Here is a 16,967-nt window from a genome sequence, read left to right as displayed (position 1 = left end):
GACCATCCTCAACGTCATGATCAGGACGAAAACACCATGGCAACCCGCTTGACAGCGAACACAGTCGCTCACCCGTCTCGCCGCTACGCGGCGAGACACCCTCTCCCACAAGGGGAGAGGGGAAGACTCACCTACTTCGGCAGCAGCGCCTTCAACTTGTCCATGTCGCGCACGTTCATCTTGAAGCCGCCGGGCATCACGATGTCGCCGGGCTTCTGGTCGGGCTTGCAGGCCCCGAGCCACTTGGCCTCGAGCTGCATCGTGGTGTCGCGACCTGCTGCGCCGGCGGCACCGCCTTGCGCGTGCGACGAGGTCTTCACCGTATAGGCCGAGTTGAAATCGCCGGTGATCTCGGCATGCGAGGTCGTGCTGATGCCGGCGACGTTGCACTCGGAATCACTGACATAGCCGGTCGCGGTCTTCTTGATGTCCTGCTTGGCGCAGATCTGCTTGGCCATCGGGGAGACGTTGTTGTTCATCTCCTTATCGACGGTCTCGTCGGTGCAGTGCTGCATGGTCATCTCCGGCATCGGCGTGCCGGTCCTGACCATCTTCATTTCCCAGAGACCGGCCTTGCGCACCGGCAGATCGTCGGCGCTGGCGCTGCCTGCCGACACCACAAGACAAAGGGCCGAGCCGAGCAAAGCGAGCTTGCGCGTCATGTGGGAAGCTCCCGACGTTCCGAAAGCGCCTCAGTACAGCGTACGGATCGGCTGTTGGGCAGCGCCATAGGGCACCCAACGGCAGGAGAACGAGATATAGCCGCCCTCAAAGGCCTGCACCGCGAGGAATTTCACGACCTTGCCGTAGCGCGCGCAGTGATCGACCGCGACCTGCCGCGCATCAGCCTGGGTCGCCAGCGAATAAGCGATGATGCCGCCGGTGTCGTTGCCCTTGAACGGAGGCACCGGAAGCATATCGGCGCGTGCCGACTGGCTGGCCATCATCCCCAGGGCAAGAAGGCCCGCAGCCGCAATGATTCGCATTCCCGTCACTCCAGTTGGTTGGCGCCAGTTTACGGTGCCGGGATGTCCATGAAAAGAACTGATGCCCCGCCGGCTGCGAGGTTAGGGTCAACTCTTGGCCAAGTGTTGCCGCGCTGCACTTGACCTGCCCCGGCCTTCGCGGCACCGTCCATCCTTCGCAAGACCCAGCTGTCCGGATTGCCCATGCGCGCCCTCCCCCTGAAATCGCTCCGCTTTGCCACCTTGCTTGGCCTCATGTTCGGAGCGCTGTCGCTCGGTGAGGCCAGGGCCGCCAATCCGCTGGAGCTGAACTTCTGGCTGAACGGGCCGCGCTATGACGGCGCCGTCGTCGATTGCGAGAGGGCGCTGCCGACCATCGCCACCCAGTTCTGGGAGAAGGAAAGCTCGTTCTGGAATTCCTCGTTGAAGATCACCGGCTTCGCCGCCGTTCACGAGATCGCGTTCCGGCCCTGGCAGTCTGACAACATTCCGCGCCGCTATTGCACCGGCGACGCCATGCTCAATGACGGAAAGGTGCGCAAGGTGCATTTCTCGATCATCGAGGATGGCGGCTTCTCCGGCTACGGCAATGGTGTGGAATGGTGCGTGGTCGGGCTCGACCGCAACTGGGCCTACAATCCGTCCTGCCGCGCCGCCAGGCCCTGAGCCTCGATCGAAAGGCCTGAATCGGACTGATCAGGCGCCTGACGGGCCGGCCCGAATTTTGTTCTTGAAATGTTCTTGTTGCCTGCTAGGCTGATTGCACAGTCTAGTTGAGGGGCGTCGCCATGTTTCATTTTAGATTGCGTTCGTTCACCCGTCTCGTGATCTCACTGACCCTCCCCCTGGTTCTGGCCGCCGGGCTGGTCGCGCTGCCGGGCGGCGCGAAGGCCCAGGACAAACGGCAGAACGCGCCCGGCGAATTCGACTTCTATGTGCTGTCGCTGTCATGGTCGCCCTCGTTCTGCGAGGAGGCGTCCGAGCGCAACCGCGGCGGCGGCGGTGGTCGCTCGCAGATGCAGTGCAGCGGGCGGCCCTACGCGTTCGTGGTGCACGGGCTGTGGCCGCAATATGAGAATGGCTTCCCTGAATATTGCCAGCGGCCGTCGCCACGCCTGAACCGCAACATCGTCTCTTCGATGCTCGATTTGATGCCGGCGCCGGGGCTGATCTTCAACGAGTGGGACAAGCACGGCACCTGCTCCGGGCTCGACAGCCGCAATTATTTCGAGATGATCCGAAAGGCGCGCGCCGCGATCAAGATCCCCGCGGAATATCTCGAACTGTCACAGGCCAAGACCGTGGCGCCGGGCGAGGTGGAGGAAGCCTTCATCAAGGCCAATGCGGGCCTGAGCAACGCGGCCATCTCGGTCACCTGCAATCGGACCCGGCTCTCCGAGGTCCGCATCTGCCTCAGCAAGGACCTGCAATTCCGGGCCTGCGAGGAGATCGAGCGCCGCGCCTGCCGCCGCGACCAGGTGACGATGCCGCCGATCAGAGGTGGCTAGTCCAAGTGTTTGTGCCCCGGACGCAGCGCCGGTTCGGCGGTACGCTGCAGAATCGGGGCCCATGCCGGCACAGGCGCGCATGCCGCTTTGCTCAAGCCGTGACGTAGCGTAGTCCTGTCTCATGAACTACCGTCACGCCTTCCACGCCGGAAACTTCGCCGATGTCATCAAGCACATCGTGCTCGCGCGCATCATTACCTACCTCCAGGACAAGCCGGGGGCATTCCGTGTCATCGACACCCATGCCGGCGCCGGCCTCTACGATCTCGAAAGCGACGAGGCGCGCCGTAGCGGCGAATGGCTGACCGGCATCGCGCGGCTGATGCAGGCGCGCCTGTCGAACGACGCCGTGGCGCTGGCCAAGCCCTATCTCGACATCGTTCGCGCCTACAATCCGAAGGGCGAGCTCAAGGCCTATCCGGGTTCGCCGCTGATCACGCGCGGCCTGCTGCGGCCGCAGGACCGCCTCGTTGCCTGCGAGCTCGAGCCGAAGGCGCGCAAGGCGCTGATCGGTGTGCTGCGCCGCGACGAACAGGCGCGCGTGGTCGATCTCGACGGCTGGGTCGCGCTGCCGGCCTTCGTGCCACCGAAAGAACGGCGCGGGCTCGTGCTCATCGACCCGCCGTTCGAGGCGAAAGACGAGTTCGAAAAGCTCGGCGACGCCTTCGCGGCGGCTTTCACCAAATGGCCGACCGGTATCTATGTAATCTGGTATCCGGCCAAGAGCCGGCGCGCCACCGACACGCTGGTGCAATCAGTGGCGCGGCTCGCAGCCGCAGCAAAACCGCCAGGAAAATGTCTGCGTCTCGAATTCAGTGTCGCGCCGCAGCTTGATGGCGCCGCCCTCACCTCCGCCGGATTGTTGATCGTCAATCCGCCGTACACGCTGCATGGCGAGCTCAAGACGATCCTGCCCGAGCTGGAGATACCGCTCGGACAGGGTGGAGCTGCCAGATTCCGATTAGAGGTGCCGAGACCGTAACACCCCGGCATTCTTGGGAAAAAGATGCAGGAGCGGTAGTCAATCTGCAGAGAACCGTATTATGCTGTTTCCGTGACTGGCTTTACGTTCCGCTTCCGCGAATGGTTGCGGCGGAGTGAAGGCCTAAGAAAGATCCGATCGGACCGAAAGAAAGGTCCGCCCAAGGATGGCCAGCTCCCGGGCTTCGTAAGGCCCGGTCATGTCGTGACGTGAGTCTGCGTCGCGACGGAGGAGCAATGAGGGGGAGTTTCCCGATGGCCATGACGGGAACGGTCAAGTTTTTTAACGGCGAGCGCGGCTACGGTTTCATCAAGCCCGACGACGGCGGGCGCGACGTCTTCGTGCACATTACTGCTGTGGAGCGGGCGGGACTGAAAGATCTCGCCGAAGGACAGCGCATTACTTTTGAAGTCGAGCCGGACAAGAAGGGGAAGGGACCAAAGGCAGTCAATTTGGTCATCGTCTCCTAGAGCGTTTTCGAGCGAACACCTGGCGAAAAAAATCCCGGCCGCGAGCGGCCGGGAGGCTGTTGTCCGGTATTTTCTTCTTCAACTATCAGAAGTGATAGTTCACGCCTGCGCGCACAACGCTGGCGCTATAGCCGTTTGACACGCCGGTAATTGCGAACTGGCTCGTCGACAGATCGATGTAGAGATATTCGAGCTTGGCGCTCCAGTTCGGCGCGAAGCCGACTTCCGCGCCGGCACCGATGGTCCAGCCTGCGGTGGTGTGCGACTCCGTCCAGCCGAATGTCTGCGCGCGCAGTTCGCCGAAGGCGAGGCCGGCGGTGCCGTAGAACAGCACGTTGCTGAACGCATAGCCCGCACGGCCGCGCAGCGTGCCGAACCAGGGGTTGGAGAACTTCCACGGCGCGAAGGTGTCATCAGCGCCCGCGGCCTGGATATCGCCCTCGACGCCGAACACCCATGGACCGTTCTGAAAATTGTAGCCGGCCTGCACACCGCCGACGAAACCGGAGGGCTTGACGGGCGAATTACTCACCGAGCCCCACTCATAGCCGAGATTGGCACCGAGATACGGACCGGCCCAGCTATAGGCATTGAGCGGCTGATTGACGGTGTAGGGCGCACCCTGCCCGTAATTGAGATCGGCGGCCTCTGCCGAAGCTGTCCAGCCGGCTGCAACCAACACGGCTGCGCCTACAACGAACCCCCTCATCGGTACTCTCCAACGCAACGGCCGCCCCCTGCGATGCCTGCGCCGCCGCGCAAGGCAAAATCGCATGGTTACGGAACCTCCTCTTTTTCGCGTAAGATTTATCGAGAGTTTTAAGTTAAAGGCCTGTTAAGCCGGGTTACCACGCTCTTAACAGGCTTAAGCAAGTGTTACCCGGAACCGCGCCGCCATCCTGTGTGTGCCGCAAGGCTGGAACTTCAAATCGGCACCCCCAGCGCTTAAATTCGCATCATGGCTCACGATTCCACCGACAATCCGGACGACGCACGCGCGCGCAAATCTCCGCGCGGCACGACGGCCGACGCCCCGCCGGAGAGCCTGGCGCCGCCGGACCTCGACCCCGCCACCACCGCTGGCGAGGACGAGGACGACGCGCTGCTGCCTGACATCCTGGAGGAGAGCGGCGCGGTCGGCGAAGAGCCGCTGGCGACCGGCCACGAGGCGATCGAGCGCGCGGTCCGCCTCGCGCCCACCTCGCCGGGCGTCTATCGCATGCTCAGCGCCAATGCCGACGTGCTCTATGTCGGCAAGGCCAAGAACGTCAAAAAGCGCCTGTCGAACTATGCGCGCCAGAGCGCGCCGCAACCGGCGCGCATCCTGCGCATGATCGCAGCCACGGTGACCGTGGAGATCGTCTCGACCAACACCGAGACCGAAGCGCTGCTGCTGGAAGCCAATCTCATCAAGCAGCTCCGGCCGCGCTTCAACGTGCAGCTGCGCGACGACAAATCGTTTCCCTACATCCTGATCACCGGCGACCATTGGGCGCCGCAGATCCTCAAGCACCGCGGCGCGCAGACCCGCCCCGGGCGCTATTTCGGCCCGTTCGCTTCCGCCGGCGCGGTCAACCGCACCATCACCGCCCTGCAGCGCGCGTTCCTGATCCGCTCCTGCACCGATTCCTTCTTCGAGAGCCGCTCGCGGCCCTGCCTGCTCTACCAGATCCGCCGCTGCGCCGGCCCCTGTACCCGCGAGATCGATTTCCCCGGCTACACGACGCTGGTGCGCGAGGCGACCGACTTCCTCTCCGGCAAGAGCCAAGCGGTGAAGCAGGAGCTTGCCGGCGAGATGGAGAAGGCATCCGGCGAGCTCGAATTCGAGACCGCGGCACTCTACCGCGACCGCCTCGCCGCGCTGTCGGCGATCCAGTCGCAGCAGGGCATCAATCCGCGCACGGTGGAAGAAGCCGACGTGTTCGCCATCCACCAGGAGGGCGGCTTCTCCTGCGTCGAAGTGTTCTTCTTCCGCACCGGACAGAACTGGGGCAACCGCGCTTATTTCCCGCGCGCGGAGAAGACCTATACGCCGGAGGAAGTGCTGGGGTCCTTCCTCGCCCAGTTCTACGACGACAAGCCGCCGCCGAAGAACATCCTGCTCTCGCACGAGATCGAGGAGAGCGAGCTGCTCGCCAATGCGCTGTCGATCAAGGCCGGCCACAAGATCGAGGTCACGGCGCCCAAGCGCGGCGAGAAGAAGGAGCTGGTCGCCCATGCGCTGACCAATGCGCGCGAGGCGTTGGGCCGCAAGCTCGCGGACACCGCGACACAGAGCCGCCTGCTCGACGCCATGGCCACGACGCTGAGCCTGCCGCATTCGCCCAAGCGCATCGAGGTCTACGACAACAGCCACATCCAGGGCACCAATGCGGTCGGCGCCATGATCGTCGCCGGCCCCGATGGTTTTGTGAAGAACCAGTACCGCAAGTTCAACATCAAGTCGGAAGGGCTCACGCCGGGCGACGATTACGGCATGATGAAAGAGGTGCTGGAGCGCCGCTTCAAGCGCCTGATCAATCCGCCCGAGGACGCCGCCGGCAAGGCCAAGGACGACGACTTCCCGCAATGGCCCGACCTCGTGATCATCGACGGCGGTCGCGGCCAGCTCAACGCCGTCCGGGAGATCTTTACGAATCTCGGCCTGACCCAGGTGTCGCTGATGTCGGTCGCCAAGGGACCGGACCGGGATGCCGGCCGCGAAACCCTGTTCATGCCGGAGCGCGAGGCGATCAAGCTGGAGCCGCGCGATCCCGTGCTTTACTTCATCCAGCGCTTGCGCGACGAGGCCCACCGCTTCGTCATCGGCTCGCACCGCAAGCTGCGCAAGAAGGACATCCGCGAGGCCGGTTTGCAGGAGATTCCGGGCATCGGCCCGTCACGCAAACGTGCCTTGCTGCACCATTTCGGAACCCTGAAGGAGATCGAGCGGGCCTCGATCGCCGATCTCGGCAAGGTTCCGGGGGTGAGCGCCGAGAGCGCTCGCAGGATTTTCGACTATTTCCATCCCCAGCCGGGGTGAACTAAGGGAGCCGCGGTCATATGGTCGTCGCATGCTGCACCTCATTTGGGGAGCGGGACGGTTGACCTTCAGGCACGAGCGGTATTGGTAGGACGGATGAACATCGCCACGACACGAGGGACGACCAGCCGCGCGATGTCCCTCCCGAACATCCTGACCTATGGCCGGATCGCCGCGATCCCGGTCGTGGTCGGGTGCATCTATGCACAATCGATTCTGGATCAGCCGCTGTGGCTGCGCTGGGTCGCGGTCGCCATCTTCATCGCGGCAGCAGTGACCGATTACCTCGACGGCTATTACGCGCGGATCTGGAATCAGCAATCGGCGTTCGGCCGGATGCTCGATCCGATCGCCGACAAGCTGCTGGTCGCCTCCTGCCTGCTGATGCTGGCCGCCGACGGCATCATCCATGGCTGGTCGCTGTGGGCCGCCATCGTGATCCTGTGCCGCGAGATCCTGGTCTCGGGCCTGCGCGAATATCTCGCGGCGTTGCGGGTGAGCGTTCCCGTGACCAAGCTTGCGAAGTGGAAGACGACCGTTCAGCTCATCGCCATCGGCTTCCTGCTCGCTGGCCCGGCCGGCGATGAGGTGGTGCCCGTGGTCTCGATGATCGGGCTGGCGCTGCTCTGGGCGTCGGCGATCCTCACCATTTACACCGGCTACGACTATTTCCGCGCCGGCATCCATCACCTCATCAAGGAGGATGAGGCATGAAGGTGAAGTACTTCGCCTGGGTGCGCGAGCGCGTCGGCAAGGCCGAGGAGACCATCGAGCCGCCGGCGACCGTGCGCACCGTCGAGGAGTTGATCGCCTGGCTGTCCGGCCAGAGCGAGGCCTATGCCTACGCCTTCGAGAAGCCGAAGGTGATCCGCACCGCGATCGATCATGCCCACGTCAAATCGGACGCCGCGATCGCGGGCGCCCGCGAGATCGCGTTTTTCCCGCCGATGACCGGCGGCTAGGCCATGACCTCCCCCGTAAGCACCTCCCCCGCCGGCCCCTGCCCCGTCACCATCCGCATCCAGCAGGACGATTTCGACATCGCGCGCGAGATCGCGATCCTGACCGGGAGCCGCACCGACATCGGCGCGGTCGTAAGCTTTTCCGGCATCTGCCGCGGCGACGAGAACAGCGCGAAGATCGCCGCCCTCACGCTCGAACATTATCCCGGCATGGCGGAAGAAGAGATCAAGCGCCATGCCGACGAAGCTACATCGCGCTGGCCGCTGAACGGCGTCACCATCATTCATCGCGTCGGGCGGTTCATGCCCGGGCAGAATATCGTGCTGGTGCTCACGGCGTCGCAGCACCGCCAGGCGGCGTTCCAGGCGGCCGAGTTCCTGATGGATTATCTCAAGACCAGCGCGCCGTTCTGGAAGAAGGAAGAGAGCGCCACCGGTACCGGCTGGGTCGAAGCCCACGCCCGTGACAACGAGGCCGCCGCACGCTGGACCCGATCCTGATGGCAAAAGCATCCAAGAAGGCCATGCGCGGCCGCGCCGCGCCAAAGCTCGCGAAGGTCGGCCGCGGCGAGTTGCTCACGCTGATCGATTTCGTGCGCTACGCCGTGAGCCGCTTCACCGAGGCGAAGCTCGCCTTTGCCCATGGCACGACCGACCCGGTCGCGGAAGCAGCCTTCCTGGTCTGCGAAGCCCTGCATCTGCATCCCGACCAGTTCGAGATCTTTGCCCATGCCTGCGTCACGTCGGCGGAAGGCAAGACCATCGTCGACCTCATCCATCAGCGCGTCACCACGCGCAAACCGACCGCCTATCTCGTCAACAAGATCTACATGCGCGGCCTGCCCTTCTATGTCGACGAGCGGGTCATCGTTCCGCGCTCCTTCATCGGCGAGCTGCTGGAGTCGCATTTCGGCGGCGACGGTGAGGCGGGCTCGCTGATCGACGACCCCACGGCCGTCGAACGCGTGCTCGATCTCTGCACGGGCTCTGGATGTCTCGCCATCCTTGCCGCGCATCATTTCCCGAATGCCACCGTTGATGCCGTCGACATCTCCAAGGGCGCGCTCGAAGTCGCCACACGAAATGTCGGCGAATTCGGTCTCGATGACCGGATCAGCCTGCATCGCGGCGACCTGTTCGCCCCGCTCGGCGACAACAGATACGACCTGATCATCACCAACCCGCCCTACGTCGATGCCGAAGGCATGGCGGCGCTGCCGCCGGAATGCCGGGCCGAACCAAAGCTCGCCTTTGACGGCGGCCCCGACGGTCTCGACGTGGTGCGCCGGATCCTGCGCGATGCGCCCGATCACCTGACGCCGGATGGCGGCTTGATCTGCGAGATCGGCCGCGGCCGCGAACTGGTCGACGAGGCCTTTCCGGAACTGCCGCTGCTCTGGCTCGACACCGAGGAGTCCGAGGGCGAGGTGTTCTGGATCGCGGCCGCCGATCTCGGCTGATCCGTCCCGGCACCCGCGCTCCGCGCGGAACAAGTCAAATTCCGCCACGTTCATCCCCCGACGATTTTTTCGTTCTCGGAGGATGTCCGCATGCTCGCGCCATCGGGCGAATTGCTGCGCGCCGGCATGGCGCTCAAGATCAATCACCTCAAGCGCGCCGCGCGATCGTACTTGCGCGACCGCACCAATCAGGCCACGGGCCGCGCGACGTCCTATGCGGTCGCGGCAGGACTGTTCGCAATGGCCGGGCTGTTCCTGATCGCCACCCTCTTTGTCGGCCTGATCGCCCTTTATCGTTGGGTCGCAATCACCCAGGGACAATTCTGGGGCTTTGGTGCCGTCGCGGCCGTGCTCCTGGTGCTGGCCGTATCCTGCGCCGGCGTGGCTCAGGCCCAAATGAAGCGTCGGGACAAGCCGATCGTGCCGCTTGCCAGCCGTATGCGCGTTGCGATCGCCACCCCGCGGATCCCGCGCGGAACGGTCAAGCAGGCGGTGAAAGAGGTCGCAACGACGATTCCGCTGGTGCCGCGCGCACCGGGCGAACGTGGCCGTGGCGGCAACGCCGTGTCGGCTCGGACCAACCGGTCCGTGCAGCTTGGTCTGATGCTCGCAGCCGTCGGGCTGCTGGGCGTTACGGCCGCACGGCGGCGGCGGCACGGCCACGGATTGGACGCTTGAAGTGCGCGAGCGGCACACCGAGCACCTCGACAGTTGGTTGCTCGTCGCCGCCACCGCCGTCTTCGTGCTGTCTGCGGAACGCTACTTTCAGGAGTTCGCCCCCATCCGGCCGGGGCCTCCGCAACACCATCGCAACAATGAAGCAAGTTCGCCGGAAACGACCCCGGCCGGCGCAGCGATGCAGCCCGGCCACGGCCGGCGCGCGAAAAGCCCTTTCGCGATCCCGTGGGCCGGCTGGAAAGACATCTTCTGGCGCACCTATCAGCGCATCGACGACGATCGCCTGCTCGCGACCGCGGGCGGCGTCGTCTTCTTCGGGCTGCTCGCGATCTTTCCCGCCGTGACCGCGCTGGTCTCATCCTACGGCCTGTTCGCCGATCCCTCGACGATCAGTTCCAACCTGCATTCGCTCGCGATGCTGCTGCCCGAGGGCGCGTTCCAGATCGTCGAGGACCAGGTCGCCCGAGTGGTCTCCAACGGCAATACTGCCCTGGGTGTCACCTTCCTGTTTGGCCTCTTGCTCGCGATCTGGAGCGCCAATGCGGGCGTCAAAGCCATCTTCGATGCCCTCAACGTCGCCTATGAGGAGCGCGAAAAGCGCAGCTTCGTCCGGCTGAACACGGTGTCGCTGGCTTTCACGGTCGGCGGCATCGCGGCGCTGCTGTTGATGGTGGGCACCGTGGTCGCCTTCCCGCTCGCGCTCAACCATCTCGGCATCGCGCCGGAAAGCAGGCTGATCGTCGCTCTCGCGCGATGGCCGGTGCTGTTCGTCATCCTGCTGGCCGCGCTTGCCGTTCTCTATCGCTTCGCACCGAGCCGCGACGCGCCGCGCTGGCAATGGCTGAGCCTCGGCGCGGTGACGGCCGCCATTCTCTGGATCGCCGGCTCGGCGCTCCTGTCCTGGTATCTCTCGGAATTCGCCAATTACAACGCGACCTACGGCTCGCTCGGCGCGGCGATCGGCTTGATGATGTGGATGTGGATGTCGGCGATCGTCATCATGTTCGGGGCCGAGCTGAACTCGGAGATCGAGCGGCAGACCCTTCGGGATACGACCACCGGACCGCCCAGGCCGCTCGGCACCCGCGAGGCCGTCTCGGCCGACACGGTCGGCGCCGCCGCGCCATCCTGATTGCCGGCGGTCAGGCCGGGGCTCGGCCTGACCGGATCACGACAGCATTCAGCGCTTGCTGATCACGACCTCCAGATACTCGCTATGCACCACCACCGTACCGTCGTCGGCACGGTTGAATTCGCCGAGCAGCGCCATGAGATCGCGCCGCAGCGCGGCCTGGCCGGTCTCCTCCAGCGCTACGAACGCTTTCAGCATCGGCCCGTAATAGGACTTGAAAACGTCGAGCCAGTGCTCCGGCGAGCGATAGCGGAAGGCGAACATGCGCGGCTCGGCGGCGATCTCGGAGGCCTGGCTGCCGAACATCTCCTCAAGCCGTGCCGGCGTGCCCCACAAGGCCGGCGACTTCACGCCCGCTGGCGGCGGCAAATGCCTACCGATGGTCTTGAAGAGCTGACCGATGAAGCCCTGGGGCGTCCAGTTGGCGAGGCCGATCTTGCCACCGGACTTGCAGACCCGCGCGAGCTCGGACGCCGCCTTGTCCTGATCCGGCGTGAACATGACGCCGAAGGTCGAGAGCACGACGTCGTAGCTGGCATCCGCAAACGGCAGCGCTTCGGCATCCGCTTCACGGAATTCGACCATCAGATGCTCCGCCGCAGCCCGTTCGCGTCCCCGCTTGAGCAACGCTGGAACATAGTCGGTCGATGTGACGTCGCACCAGCGCCGCGCGGCGGCCAGCGTCGCATTGCCGTTGCCGGCGGCGACATCAAGCACCTTGCTGCCGGCGCGCAAGTCGAGCGCCTCGCAGAGTTGCTCGCCGACGATCTGCAAGGTGGTGCCGACAATGGCATAGTCGCCGGATGACCAGGCGCTGTGCTGGCGCTGCTTGACGGCGGCGAGATCTGGTTGGGCGAGGGCCGGCTTGAGCGCGGCGGATGTCGACATGGCAATTCTCCTGCGGTTGAAGACGCCGGGACGATAGGGCGCATGCGGCTCGCTGGCCTTGAGAGTGGCGTTATTTTACGCTGAGAACACCTTGATTTCCCGCTGGAGCCGAGGGCGGCGTGACATTTCATTTCGAGGATTTCGTGCTCGACCCCGCGCGCCGCGAATTGCGGCGGGCAGAGACGCTCGTCGCGCTCGAGCCCCAGGTGTTCGATCTCCTGCTTTATCTGGTCCGCAACCGCGAGCGCGTGGTGACGCGGGACAATCTGCTCGACGCGATCTGGAACGGCCGCGTCGTCTCGGAATCGACGCTGACCAGCCGGATCAACGCGGCGCGGCGCGCGGTCAATGACAATGGCGAGGATCAGCGGCTGATCCGCACAGTCGCGCGCAAGGGCGTGCGGTTCGTCGGCGAAGTGACCGAACGCTCCGTAGCAGGCTCATCGTCGGCGCCGGGCAAGCCGCCCGACGCAACACCGACGGAATTGCCACTGCCCGATCGTCCCGCAATTGCCGTCCTGCCCTTCACCAACATGAGCGGCGAGGCCGAGCAGGATTATTTCTCCGACGGCATCAGCGAGGACATCATCACCGCGCTGTCGAAGCTGCGCTGGTTCTTCGTGATCGCGCGCAACTCCTCCTTCATCTACAAGGGCCGCACGGTTCACCTGCGGCAGGTCGCCGAGGAGCTCGGCGTGCGCTATGTCGTCGAGGGCAGCGTCCGCAAGGAAGGCGATCGCGTCCGCATCACCGCGCAGCTCAACGATGTCGCCACCGGCAGCCATCTCTGGGCCGAACGCTACGACCGCGAGCTCGCCGACGTCTTCGCCGTACAGGACGAGATCACCGAACGCATCGTCGCCGCGATCGAGCCGCAACTCTACGCCGCGGAGAATTTTCGCGCCGAGCGCAAGCCGCCCGACAGCCTGGACGCCTGGGACCTTCTGATGCGCGCCCTCTCCCATTACTGGCGCGTGACGCGGCAGGATCACGTCGCGGCGCGAGCCCTGCTCGAAAAGGCCATCGCGCTCGATCCGAACTACGGCAAGGCACTCGGGCTGCTCGGCACCAGCTACATGTTCACGGCGCATATGGGCTGGATGGAGATGGCCGCGGCGCTGCCGGTGGCCGAGCGCGCGGCACGGGCCGCGATCCGCGCCGACGACCAGGATGCCTGGGCGCATAATGCGCTCGGCCATGTCGATCTGTTCGCACGCCGGTTCGAGGATTCGCTTGCCGAATTCGAGACCGCGCTACGGCTCAATCCGAACTTTGCGCTGGCGCAGGGCTACTATGGCCTGACGCTTAGCTATTGCGGCCGCTGGCGGGATGCCGACGACGCCGCGCGGCGGGCGATCCGCCTCAGCCCGCGCGACCCCTATGCACCCGTCTATTTCGGCATCGCCGCCTTTGCCCGCTTCCTCGGCAGGGACTATGCGGAAGCGATCCGGCTCGCACAGGAGGCCCTGCGCCAGCGCAGTGACTTCGTCGGCGGGCACCGGGTGCTGACCGCGGCCGCGGGCATGGCCGGGCAAACCGAGACCGCCCGCGCGGCGCTGAAGGAACTCCAGCGTGCCCAGCCCAACGTCTCGCTCGCCTGGATCGCCGAGTTCATGCCGATCAAGCTCGCCGCCGACCGCGAGCACTACCTCGAAGGCTTTCGCCGGGCCGGCCTGACCTAGACTGCCCGAGCATGATCTCCGCGCAAACGCGTTCCGCGTTTGTCGCGAGGGAAAACCGCTACACACTTTTCCGGATCATGCTCCGGCGCCGCGAACAGGCCGCTATCCCCTCGAATCAACAATGATGTTAAGGTCGCCTTGCTTAGGGGAGCATGAGGCGTGACGTGTTCGCACACTGACCCGTGTTTTCCCGGATGAGGCAGTCAGCTCTTTGAGGCGTAACGCGCGGCATGATTCGCATTTCGACGATCTTCATCGCCATCTGCATGGTTCTGGTCGCGGCCTCGCTCGGGCTTGTCCTCTACTCGGTCGCCGGCATCAGCGGAACCGAATCCGCCATCGTGGCGCTAACCGCGCTGACCTTCCTGATCCTCTACAACGCGGTCTCGATGCGGCTGCGCGACCGCAGTGACGTCGGCGGCCAGATCGCCGACCTCTCGCGCGGCACCGCCGACCTCGCCCGCCAGGTCGCCGAGTTCGGCCGCCGGCTCGCGGCGATGGAGGGGCGCATCGCCTCAGCCAATTCGACCAACTCCGACCGCATCCAGTCAGTGGTCGGCGAGATCAACGAGCTCGGTGGGCTGGTCAGGCAGCTCGCCACCACCGTGTCAGCCCATGAAGACCTCTTGGCCGGGGCCGCATCGACACCCGCCCCCGCTCCGGTCGCCCGGACAGAGCCGGAGGCGCCGCTCGACCTGATTGCGCCCTTCGAGGAGCGGCCGGCCGCCCCTCCCCCAATGCCCGCACCGCCGCCGCGGCCAGCACCGGCGATCCAGAGCCAGGCCGCCGTTCCGGTTCAGACGGGCAATGGCCGCAACCAGACCCAGTTACTGGCGACACTGCGCAACGCCATCGACGAGAACCGCATCGACATCTTCCTCCAGCCGATGGTGACGCTGCCGCAGCGCAAGGTGCGGTTCTACGAAGCCGTGACGCGCCTGCGCGACGAGCGCGACCAGCTGATCGCCGCCGAGGAATTCATCAGCATCGCCGAAGCCTCGGGTCTGATCGGACGCATCGACAACATGGTGATGCTGCGCTGCGTGCAGGTGCTGCGGCGCCTGATGGTGCGCAACAAGGATGTCGGCGTGTTCTGCAACGTCGCGGCCTCCACGCTCGGCAATTCCACCACCTTCGCGCAGTGCCTCGACTTCCTCGAAGCCAACCGGGCGCTGGCGCCCTCGCTGGTGCTGGAGTTCAAGCAGTCGACCTTCCGCAATCTCGGCCCGGCCGAGACCGAGAACCTCGCGGCGCTCGCCCAGCGCGGTTTCCGCTTCTCGATCGACCATGTCACTGACCTCAGGATCGAGCCGCGCGAGCTCGCCGATCGCGGCGTGCGCTTCATCAAGGTGCCGGCGTCCCTCCTGCTCGACCCCAGGCAGGCCTCTACCTCGGACATCCACCCTTCCGACCTCTCCGACCTGCTCGGCCGCTTCGGCATCGACCTGATCGCCGAACGGATCGAGGGCGAGCGCGCAGTGGTCGATTTGCTCGACTTTGACGTGCGGTTCGGTCAAGGGTTCCTGTTCGCGCCGCCCCGGCCATTGCGGCCTGAGGGGGCATCTGCTACCGGCGGGGCCTCGCCGAACCCGGCGCAGGAAATTCAGCGATCCAATGGCTCCGCTTCTCCCAGCCCAGGCGCCACGTCTTCAGCGCCTCCAGCCCAACGTATCACCGGCAACGCGGCGCTCGCGCGCCGGATCTGATCGGCCGCACGCATCATGACCACGCTGCATTTCGCCGAAAGCCTGCGCGAGCTCGTGGGCGGCGTTGACGTTGTGCTCAGCGACATCTGGGGCGTGGTTCACAACGGCCTGGAATCCTTCCCCGAGGCCTGCGAGGCGCTGCACACCTATCGCAGCCGCGGCGGTACGGTGATCCTGATCACCAATGCCCCGCGCCCGGCCGACTCCGTCCAACGGCAATTGCGCAAGCTCGGCGTCGCGGACGAGACCTATGACGCGATCGTCTCGTCGGGCGACCTGACGCGGCTCTATGTCGCCGAGCATCCCGGCCGCAAGATGTTCTGGCTCGGACCCGAGCGCGACAACTCGATCTATCGCGGCCTCGATGCGACGACCGCGCCGCTGGAGGAAGCCGACTACATCGTCTGCACCGGCCTCTATGACGACGAGACCGAGACGGCGGAAGACTATCGCGGCATGATGCTGAAGGCGCGCGAACGCAAGCTGACGCTGGTCTGCGCCAACCCCGATATCGTGGTGGAGCGCGGCGACCGGCTGATCTATTGCGCCGGCGCGATCGCGGAACTCTATCGCGAACTCGGCGGCGAGGTGATCTTCTACGGCAAGCCGCATCGCCCGATCTACGAGCGCGCGATGATGCTCGCCGGCGAACGCCAGGGTCACATGATCGACCGGAAAAAGGTGCTGGCGATCGGCGATTCCGTCCGCACCGACCTCACCGGCGCACGCGAATTCGGCATCGACTGCCTGTTCGTCACCCGCGGCATCCATGCCGAGGAGTTCGAGGGCCTCGACCAGCTCGACCCGAATTCGGTGATGGAGTTGTTCGGCCACCCGCCGAAGGCGCTGATGCGCGAATTGAAGTGGTGACGGCTGCGGCTTGAACCGACGCCGGCTTAGACGAATTGCTAAGCCCCAATCGTCGTCATGGCCCGGCTTAGCCGGCCGAAGGACGGCGTCGCTTCCGCGCGCCTATGCGCCGACCATCCACGCCTTTGGCATCCACAAACACGGATGCCCGGGACAAGCCCGGGCACGACGTTCCAAAATGGAAGATTATTGTCCGGCGAAGAGCGCGCTTACGCGCTCGCCATGTCCGGGAAGACCGCTTCGATCTTGGTCTTCAGCGTCGCCGCGTTGAACGGCTTGACGATGTAGTTGTTCACGCCGGCCTTCTTGGCCGCGATCACGTTCTCGGTCTTCGATTCCGCGGTGATCATGATGAAAGGCGTGGTGGCGAGGTTCGGATCCGCGCGCACTTCACGCAGCAGGTCGTAACCCGTCATCGGCTCCATGTTCCAATCGGAAATCACGAGCCCGTACTTCTTGCCACGCATCTTGTTCAGCGCCGCCGAACCGTCGCTTGCATCATCGATATTCTCGAAGCCAAGCTGCTTCAGGAGATTCCTGATGATACGGATCATGGTGCTGTAGTCATCAACCACCAGAACCGACATCGACAAATCAACCGCCATCTCGACTCCCCCAACGCAAACCCAGGAAATATTACGA

At 64.9% G+C, this 16,967-nt stretch carries 19 protein-coding genes; 14 read left to right on the top strand and 5 right to left on the bottom strand.

Going from position 1 to position 16,967, the window contains the following annotated elements:
• Positions 1-131: 131 nt before the first annotated feature.
• Together ABIB95_RS38760 and ABIB95_RS38755 are read right to left on the bottom strand one after the other, a co-directional pair.
• Complete coding sequence (locus ABIB95_RS38760) at positions 132-662, bottom strand: DUF3617 domain-containing protein (RefSeq protein WP_063985575.1); 531 nt, start codon at positions 660-662, stop codon at positions 132-134.
• A gap of 30 nt (positions 663-692) precedes the next feature.
• Positions 693-986, bottom strand: a complete 294-nt coding sequence (locus tag ABIB95_RS38755; RefSeq protein WP_028152819.1) for a hypothetical protein — start codon at positions 984-986, stop codon at positions 693-695.
• Positions 987-1,169: 183 nt separating this feature from the next.
• On the opposite strand from ABIB95_RS38755, the gene ABIB95_RS38750 reads away from it, so the two are divergent.
• The 4 genes from ABIB95_RS38750 (at position 1,170) to ABIB95_RS38735 (ending at position 3,925) form a co-directional block, all read left to right on the top strand.
• Positions 1,170-1,631, top strand: a complete 462-nt coding sequence (locus ABIB95_RS38750) for a hypothetical protein (protein ID WP_063985577.1) — start codon at positions 1,170-1,172, stop codon at positions 1,629-1,631.
• 122 nt (positions 1,632-1,753) lie between these two features.
• Positions 1,754-2,473: a ribonuclease T2 family protein gene (locus ABIB95_RS38745; protein WP_247315474.1), complete on the top strand. Its 720-nt coding sequence runs from the start codon at positions 1,754-1,756 to the stop codon at positions 2,471-2,473.
• A 121-nt stretch (positions 2,474-2,594) separates the two neighbouring features.
• Positions 2,595-3,455, top strand: coding sequence for a 23S rRNA (adenine(2030)-N(6))-methyltransferase RlmJ (locus tag ABIB95_RS38740; protein WP_063985579.1), 861 nt, complete (start codon positions 2,595-2,597; stop codon positions 3,453-3,455).
• A 254-nt stretch (positions 3,456-3,709) separates the two neighbouring features.
• Positions 3,710-3,925, top strand: coding sequence for a cold-shock protein (locus tag ABIB95_RS38735; RefSeq protein WP_063986700.1), 216 nt, complete (start codon positions 3,710-3,712; stop codon positions 3,923-3,925).
• 85 nt (positions 3,926-4,010) lie between these two features.
• Here ABIB95_RS38735 and ABIB95_RS38730 read toward each other — a convergent pair whose 3' ends face one another.
• On the bottom strand, positions 4,011-4,634 hold the full coding sequence (locus ABIB95_RS38730) for an outer membrane protein (protein ID WP_014491976.1): 624 nt from the start codon (positions 4,632-4,634) through the stop codon (positions 4,011-4,013).
• A 249-nt stretch (positions 4,635-4,883) separates the two neighbouring features.
• On the opposite strand from ABIB95_RS38730, the gene uvrC reads away from it, so the two are divergent.
• From uvrC to ABIB95_RS38695, 7 genes are all read left to right on the top strand, one after another.
• Entirely contained in the window at positions 4,884-6,947 is a 2,064-nt protein-coding gene (uvrC, locus tag ABIB95_RS38725) for an excinuclease ABC subunit UvrC (RefSeq protein WP_354247742.1), read from the top strand.
• 96 nt (positions 6,948-7,043) lie between these two features.
• Positions 7,044-7,661 (top strand): CDP-diacylglycerol--glycerol-3-phosphate 3-phosphatidyltransferase, encoded by a 618-nt coding sequence (pgsA, locus tag ABIB95_RS38720; protein ID WP_014491974.1) that lies wholly within the window; start codon positions 7,044-7,046, stop codon positions 7,659-7,661.
• Positions 7,658-7,909: a molybdopterin converting factor subunit 1 gene (gene moaD, locus ABIB95_RS38715; protein ID WP_018318355.1), complete on the top strand. Its 252-nt coding sequence runs from the start codon at positions 7,658-7,660 to the stop codon at positions 7,907-7,909. The genes pgsA and moaD overlap by 4 nt, the downstream gene beginning before the upstream one ends.
• Before the next feature lie 3 nt (positions 7,910-7,912).
• Complete coding sequence (locus ABIB95_RS38710) at positions 7,913-8,410, top strand: molybdenum cofactor biosynthesis protein MoaE (protein ID WP_354247739.1); 498 nt, start codon at positions 7,913-7,915, stop codon at positions 8,408-8,410.
• The gene (gene prmB, locus ABIB95_RS38705) at positions 8,410-9,369 is read left to right on the top strand and encodes a 50S ribosomal protein L3 N(5)-glutamine methyltransferase (protein WP_354247736.1); all 960 of its coding nucleotides are present in this window, start codon (positions 8,410-8,412) and stop codon (positions 9,367-9,369) included. Before ABIB95_RS38710 ends, prmB begins: the two co-directional genes overlap by 1 nt.
• Positions 9,370-9,459: 90 nt before the next feature.
• Positions 9,460-10,047, top strand: a complete 588-nt coding sequence (locus tag ABIB95_RS38700) for a phage holin family protein (RefSeq protein WP_354247733.1) — start codon at positions 9,460-9,462, stop codon at positions 10,045-10,047.
• Between the two features lies 1 nt (position 10,048).
• Complete coding sequence (locus ABIB95_RS38695) at positions 10,049-11,179, top strand: YihY/virulence factor BrkB family protein (protein WP_354247730.1); 1,131 nt, start codon at positions 10,049-10,051, stop codon at positions 11,177-11,179.
• Between the two features lie 48 nt (positions 11,180-11,227).
• Here ABIB95_RS38695 and ABIB95_RS38690 read toward each other — a convergent pair whose 3' ends face one another.
• Positions 11,228-12,067: a class I SAM-dependent methyltransferase gene (locus ABIB95_RS38690; RefSeq protein ID WP_354247727.1), complete on the bottom strand. Its 840-nt coding sequence runs from the start codon at positions 12,065-12,067 to the stop codon at positions 11,228-11,230.
• Between the two features lie 119 nt (positions 12,068-12,186).
• On the opposite strand from ABIB95_RS38690, the gene ABIB95_RS38685 reads away from it, so the two are divergent.
• The 3 genes from ABIB95_RS38685 to ABIB95_RS38675 all read left to right on the top strand — a co-directional run bounded on the left by ABIB95_RS38685 (position 12,187) and on the right by ABIB95_RS38675 (position 16,325).
• Complete coding sequence (locus ABIB95_RS38685) at positions 12,187-13,749, top strand: winged helix-turn-helix domain-containing protein (protein WP_354247724.1); 1,563 nt, start codon at positions 12,187-12,189, stop codon at positions 13,747-13,749.
• Between the two features lie 230 nt (positions 13,750-13,979).
• Positions 13,980-15,455 (top strand): EAL domain-containing protein, encoded by a 1,476-nt coding sequence (locus ABIB95_RS38680; protein ID WP_354247722.1) that lies wholly within the window; start codon positions 13,980-13,982, stop codon positions 15,453-15,455.
• 15 nt (positions 15,456-15,470) lie between these two features.
• A complete protein-coding gene (locus ABIB95_RS38675; protein ID WP_063985586.1) occupies positions 15,471-16,325 on the top strand; it encodes a TIGR01459 family HAD-type hydrolase in 855 nt (284 codons plus the stop codon).
• Positions 16,326-16,534: 209 nt separating this feature from the next.
• Here ABIB95_RS38675 and ABIB95_RS38670 read toward each other — a convergent pair whose 3' ends face one another.
• Positions 16,535-16,930 (bottom strand): response regulator, encoded by a 396-nt coding sequence (locus tag ABIB95_RS38670; RefSeq protein WP_007596883.1) that lies wholly within the window; start codon positions 16,928-16,930, stop codon positions 16,535-16,537.
• Positions 16,931-16,967: the final 37 nt, after the last annotated feature.

Origin of the sequence: Bradyrhizobium sp. LA2.1, assembly GCF_040547725.1 — a bacterium.
Lineage (GTDB): Bacteria > Pseudomonadota > Alphaproteobacteria > Rhizobiales > Xanthobacteraceae > Bradyrhizobium > Bradyrhizobium barranii.
Note: the sequence above shows the minus strand (reverse complement) of the source record. Positions and strands in the feature narration are given on the sequence as shown.

Bases quoted from the DNA above. Each gene is read 5' to 3' on its own strand.
- pgsA (WP_014491974.1), top strand. From the start codon at position 7,044: ATGAACATCGCCACGACACGAGGGACGACCAGCCGCGCGATGTCCCTC.
- ABIB95_RS38730 (WP_014491976.1), bottom strand. From the start codon at position 4,634: ATGAGGGGGTTCGTTGTAGGCGCAGCCGTGTTGGTTGCAGCCGGCTGG.
- uvrC (WP_354247742.1), top strand. From the start codon at position 4,884: ATGGCTCACGATTCCACCGACAATCCGGACGACGCACGCGCGCGCAAA.
- prmB (WP_354247736.1), top strand. From the start codon at position 8,410: ATGGCAAAAGCATCCAAGAAGGCCATGCGCGGCCGCGCCGCGCCAAAG.
- ABIB95_RS38755 (WP_028152819.1), bottom strand. From the start codon at position 986: ATGCGAATCATTGCGGCTGCGGGCCTTCTTGCCCTGGGGATGATGGCC.
- ABIB95_RS38745 (WP_247315474.1), top strand. From the start codon at position 1,754: ATGTTTCATTTTAGATTGCGTTCGTTCACCCGTCTCGTGATCTCACTG.
- ABIB95_RS38700 (WP_354247733.1), top strand. From the start codon at position 9,460: ATGCTCGCGCCATCGGGCGAATTGCTGCGCGCCGGCATGGCGCTCAAG.
- ABIB95_RS38760 (WP_063985575.1), bottom strand. From the start codon at position 662: ATGACGCGCAAGCTCGCTTTGCTCGGCTCGGCCCTTTGTCTTGTGGTG.
- ABIB95_RS38710 (WP_354247739.1), top strand. From the start codon at position 7,913: ATGACCTCCCCCGTAAGCACCTCCCCCGCCGGCCCCTGCCCCGTCACC.
- ABIB95_RS38670 (WP_007596883.1), bottom strand. From the start codon at position 16,930: ATGGCGGTTGATTTGTCGATGTCGGTTCTGGTGGTTGATGACTACAGC.
- ABIB95_RS38735 (WP_063986700.1), top strand. From the start codon at position 3,710: ATGGCCATGACGGGAACGGTCAAGTTTTTTAACGGCGAGCGCGGCTAC.
- ABIB95_RS38675 (WP_063985586.1), top strand. From the start codon at position 15,471: ATGACCACGCTGCATTTCGCCGAAAGCCTGCGCGAGCTCGTGGGCGGC.
- moaD (WP_018318355.1), top strand. From the start codon at position 7,658: ATGAAGGTGAAGTACTTCGCCTGGGTGCGCGAGCGCGTCGGCAAGGCC.
- ABIB95_RS38750 (WP_063985577.1), top strand. From the start codon at position 1,170: ATGCGCGCCCTCCCCCTGAAATCGCTCCGCTTTGCCACCTTGCTTGGC.
- ABIB95_RS38740 (WP_063985579.1), top strand. From the start codon at position 2,595: ATGAACTACCGTCACGCCTTCCACGCCGGAAACTTCGCCGATGTCATC.
- ABIB95_RS38690 (WP_354247727.1), bottom strand. From the start codon at position 12,067: ATGTCGACATCCGCCGCGCTCAAGCCGGCCCTCGCCCAACCAGATCTC.
- ABIB95_RS38680 (WP_354247722.1), top strand. From the start codon at position 13,980: ATGATTCGCATTTCGACGATCTTCATCGCCATCTGCATGGTTCTGGTC.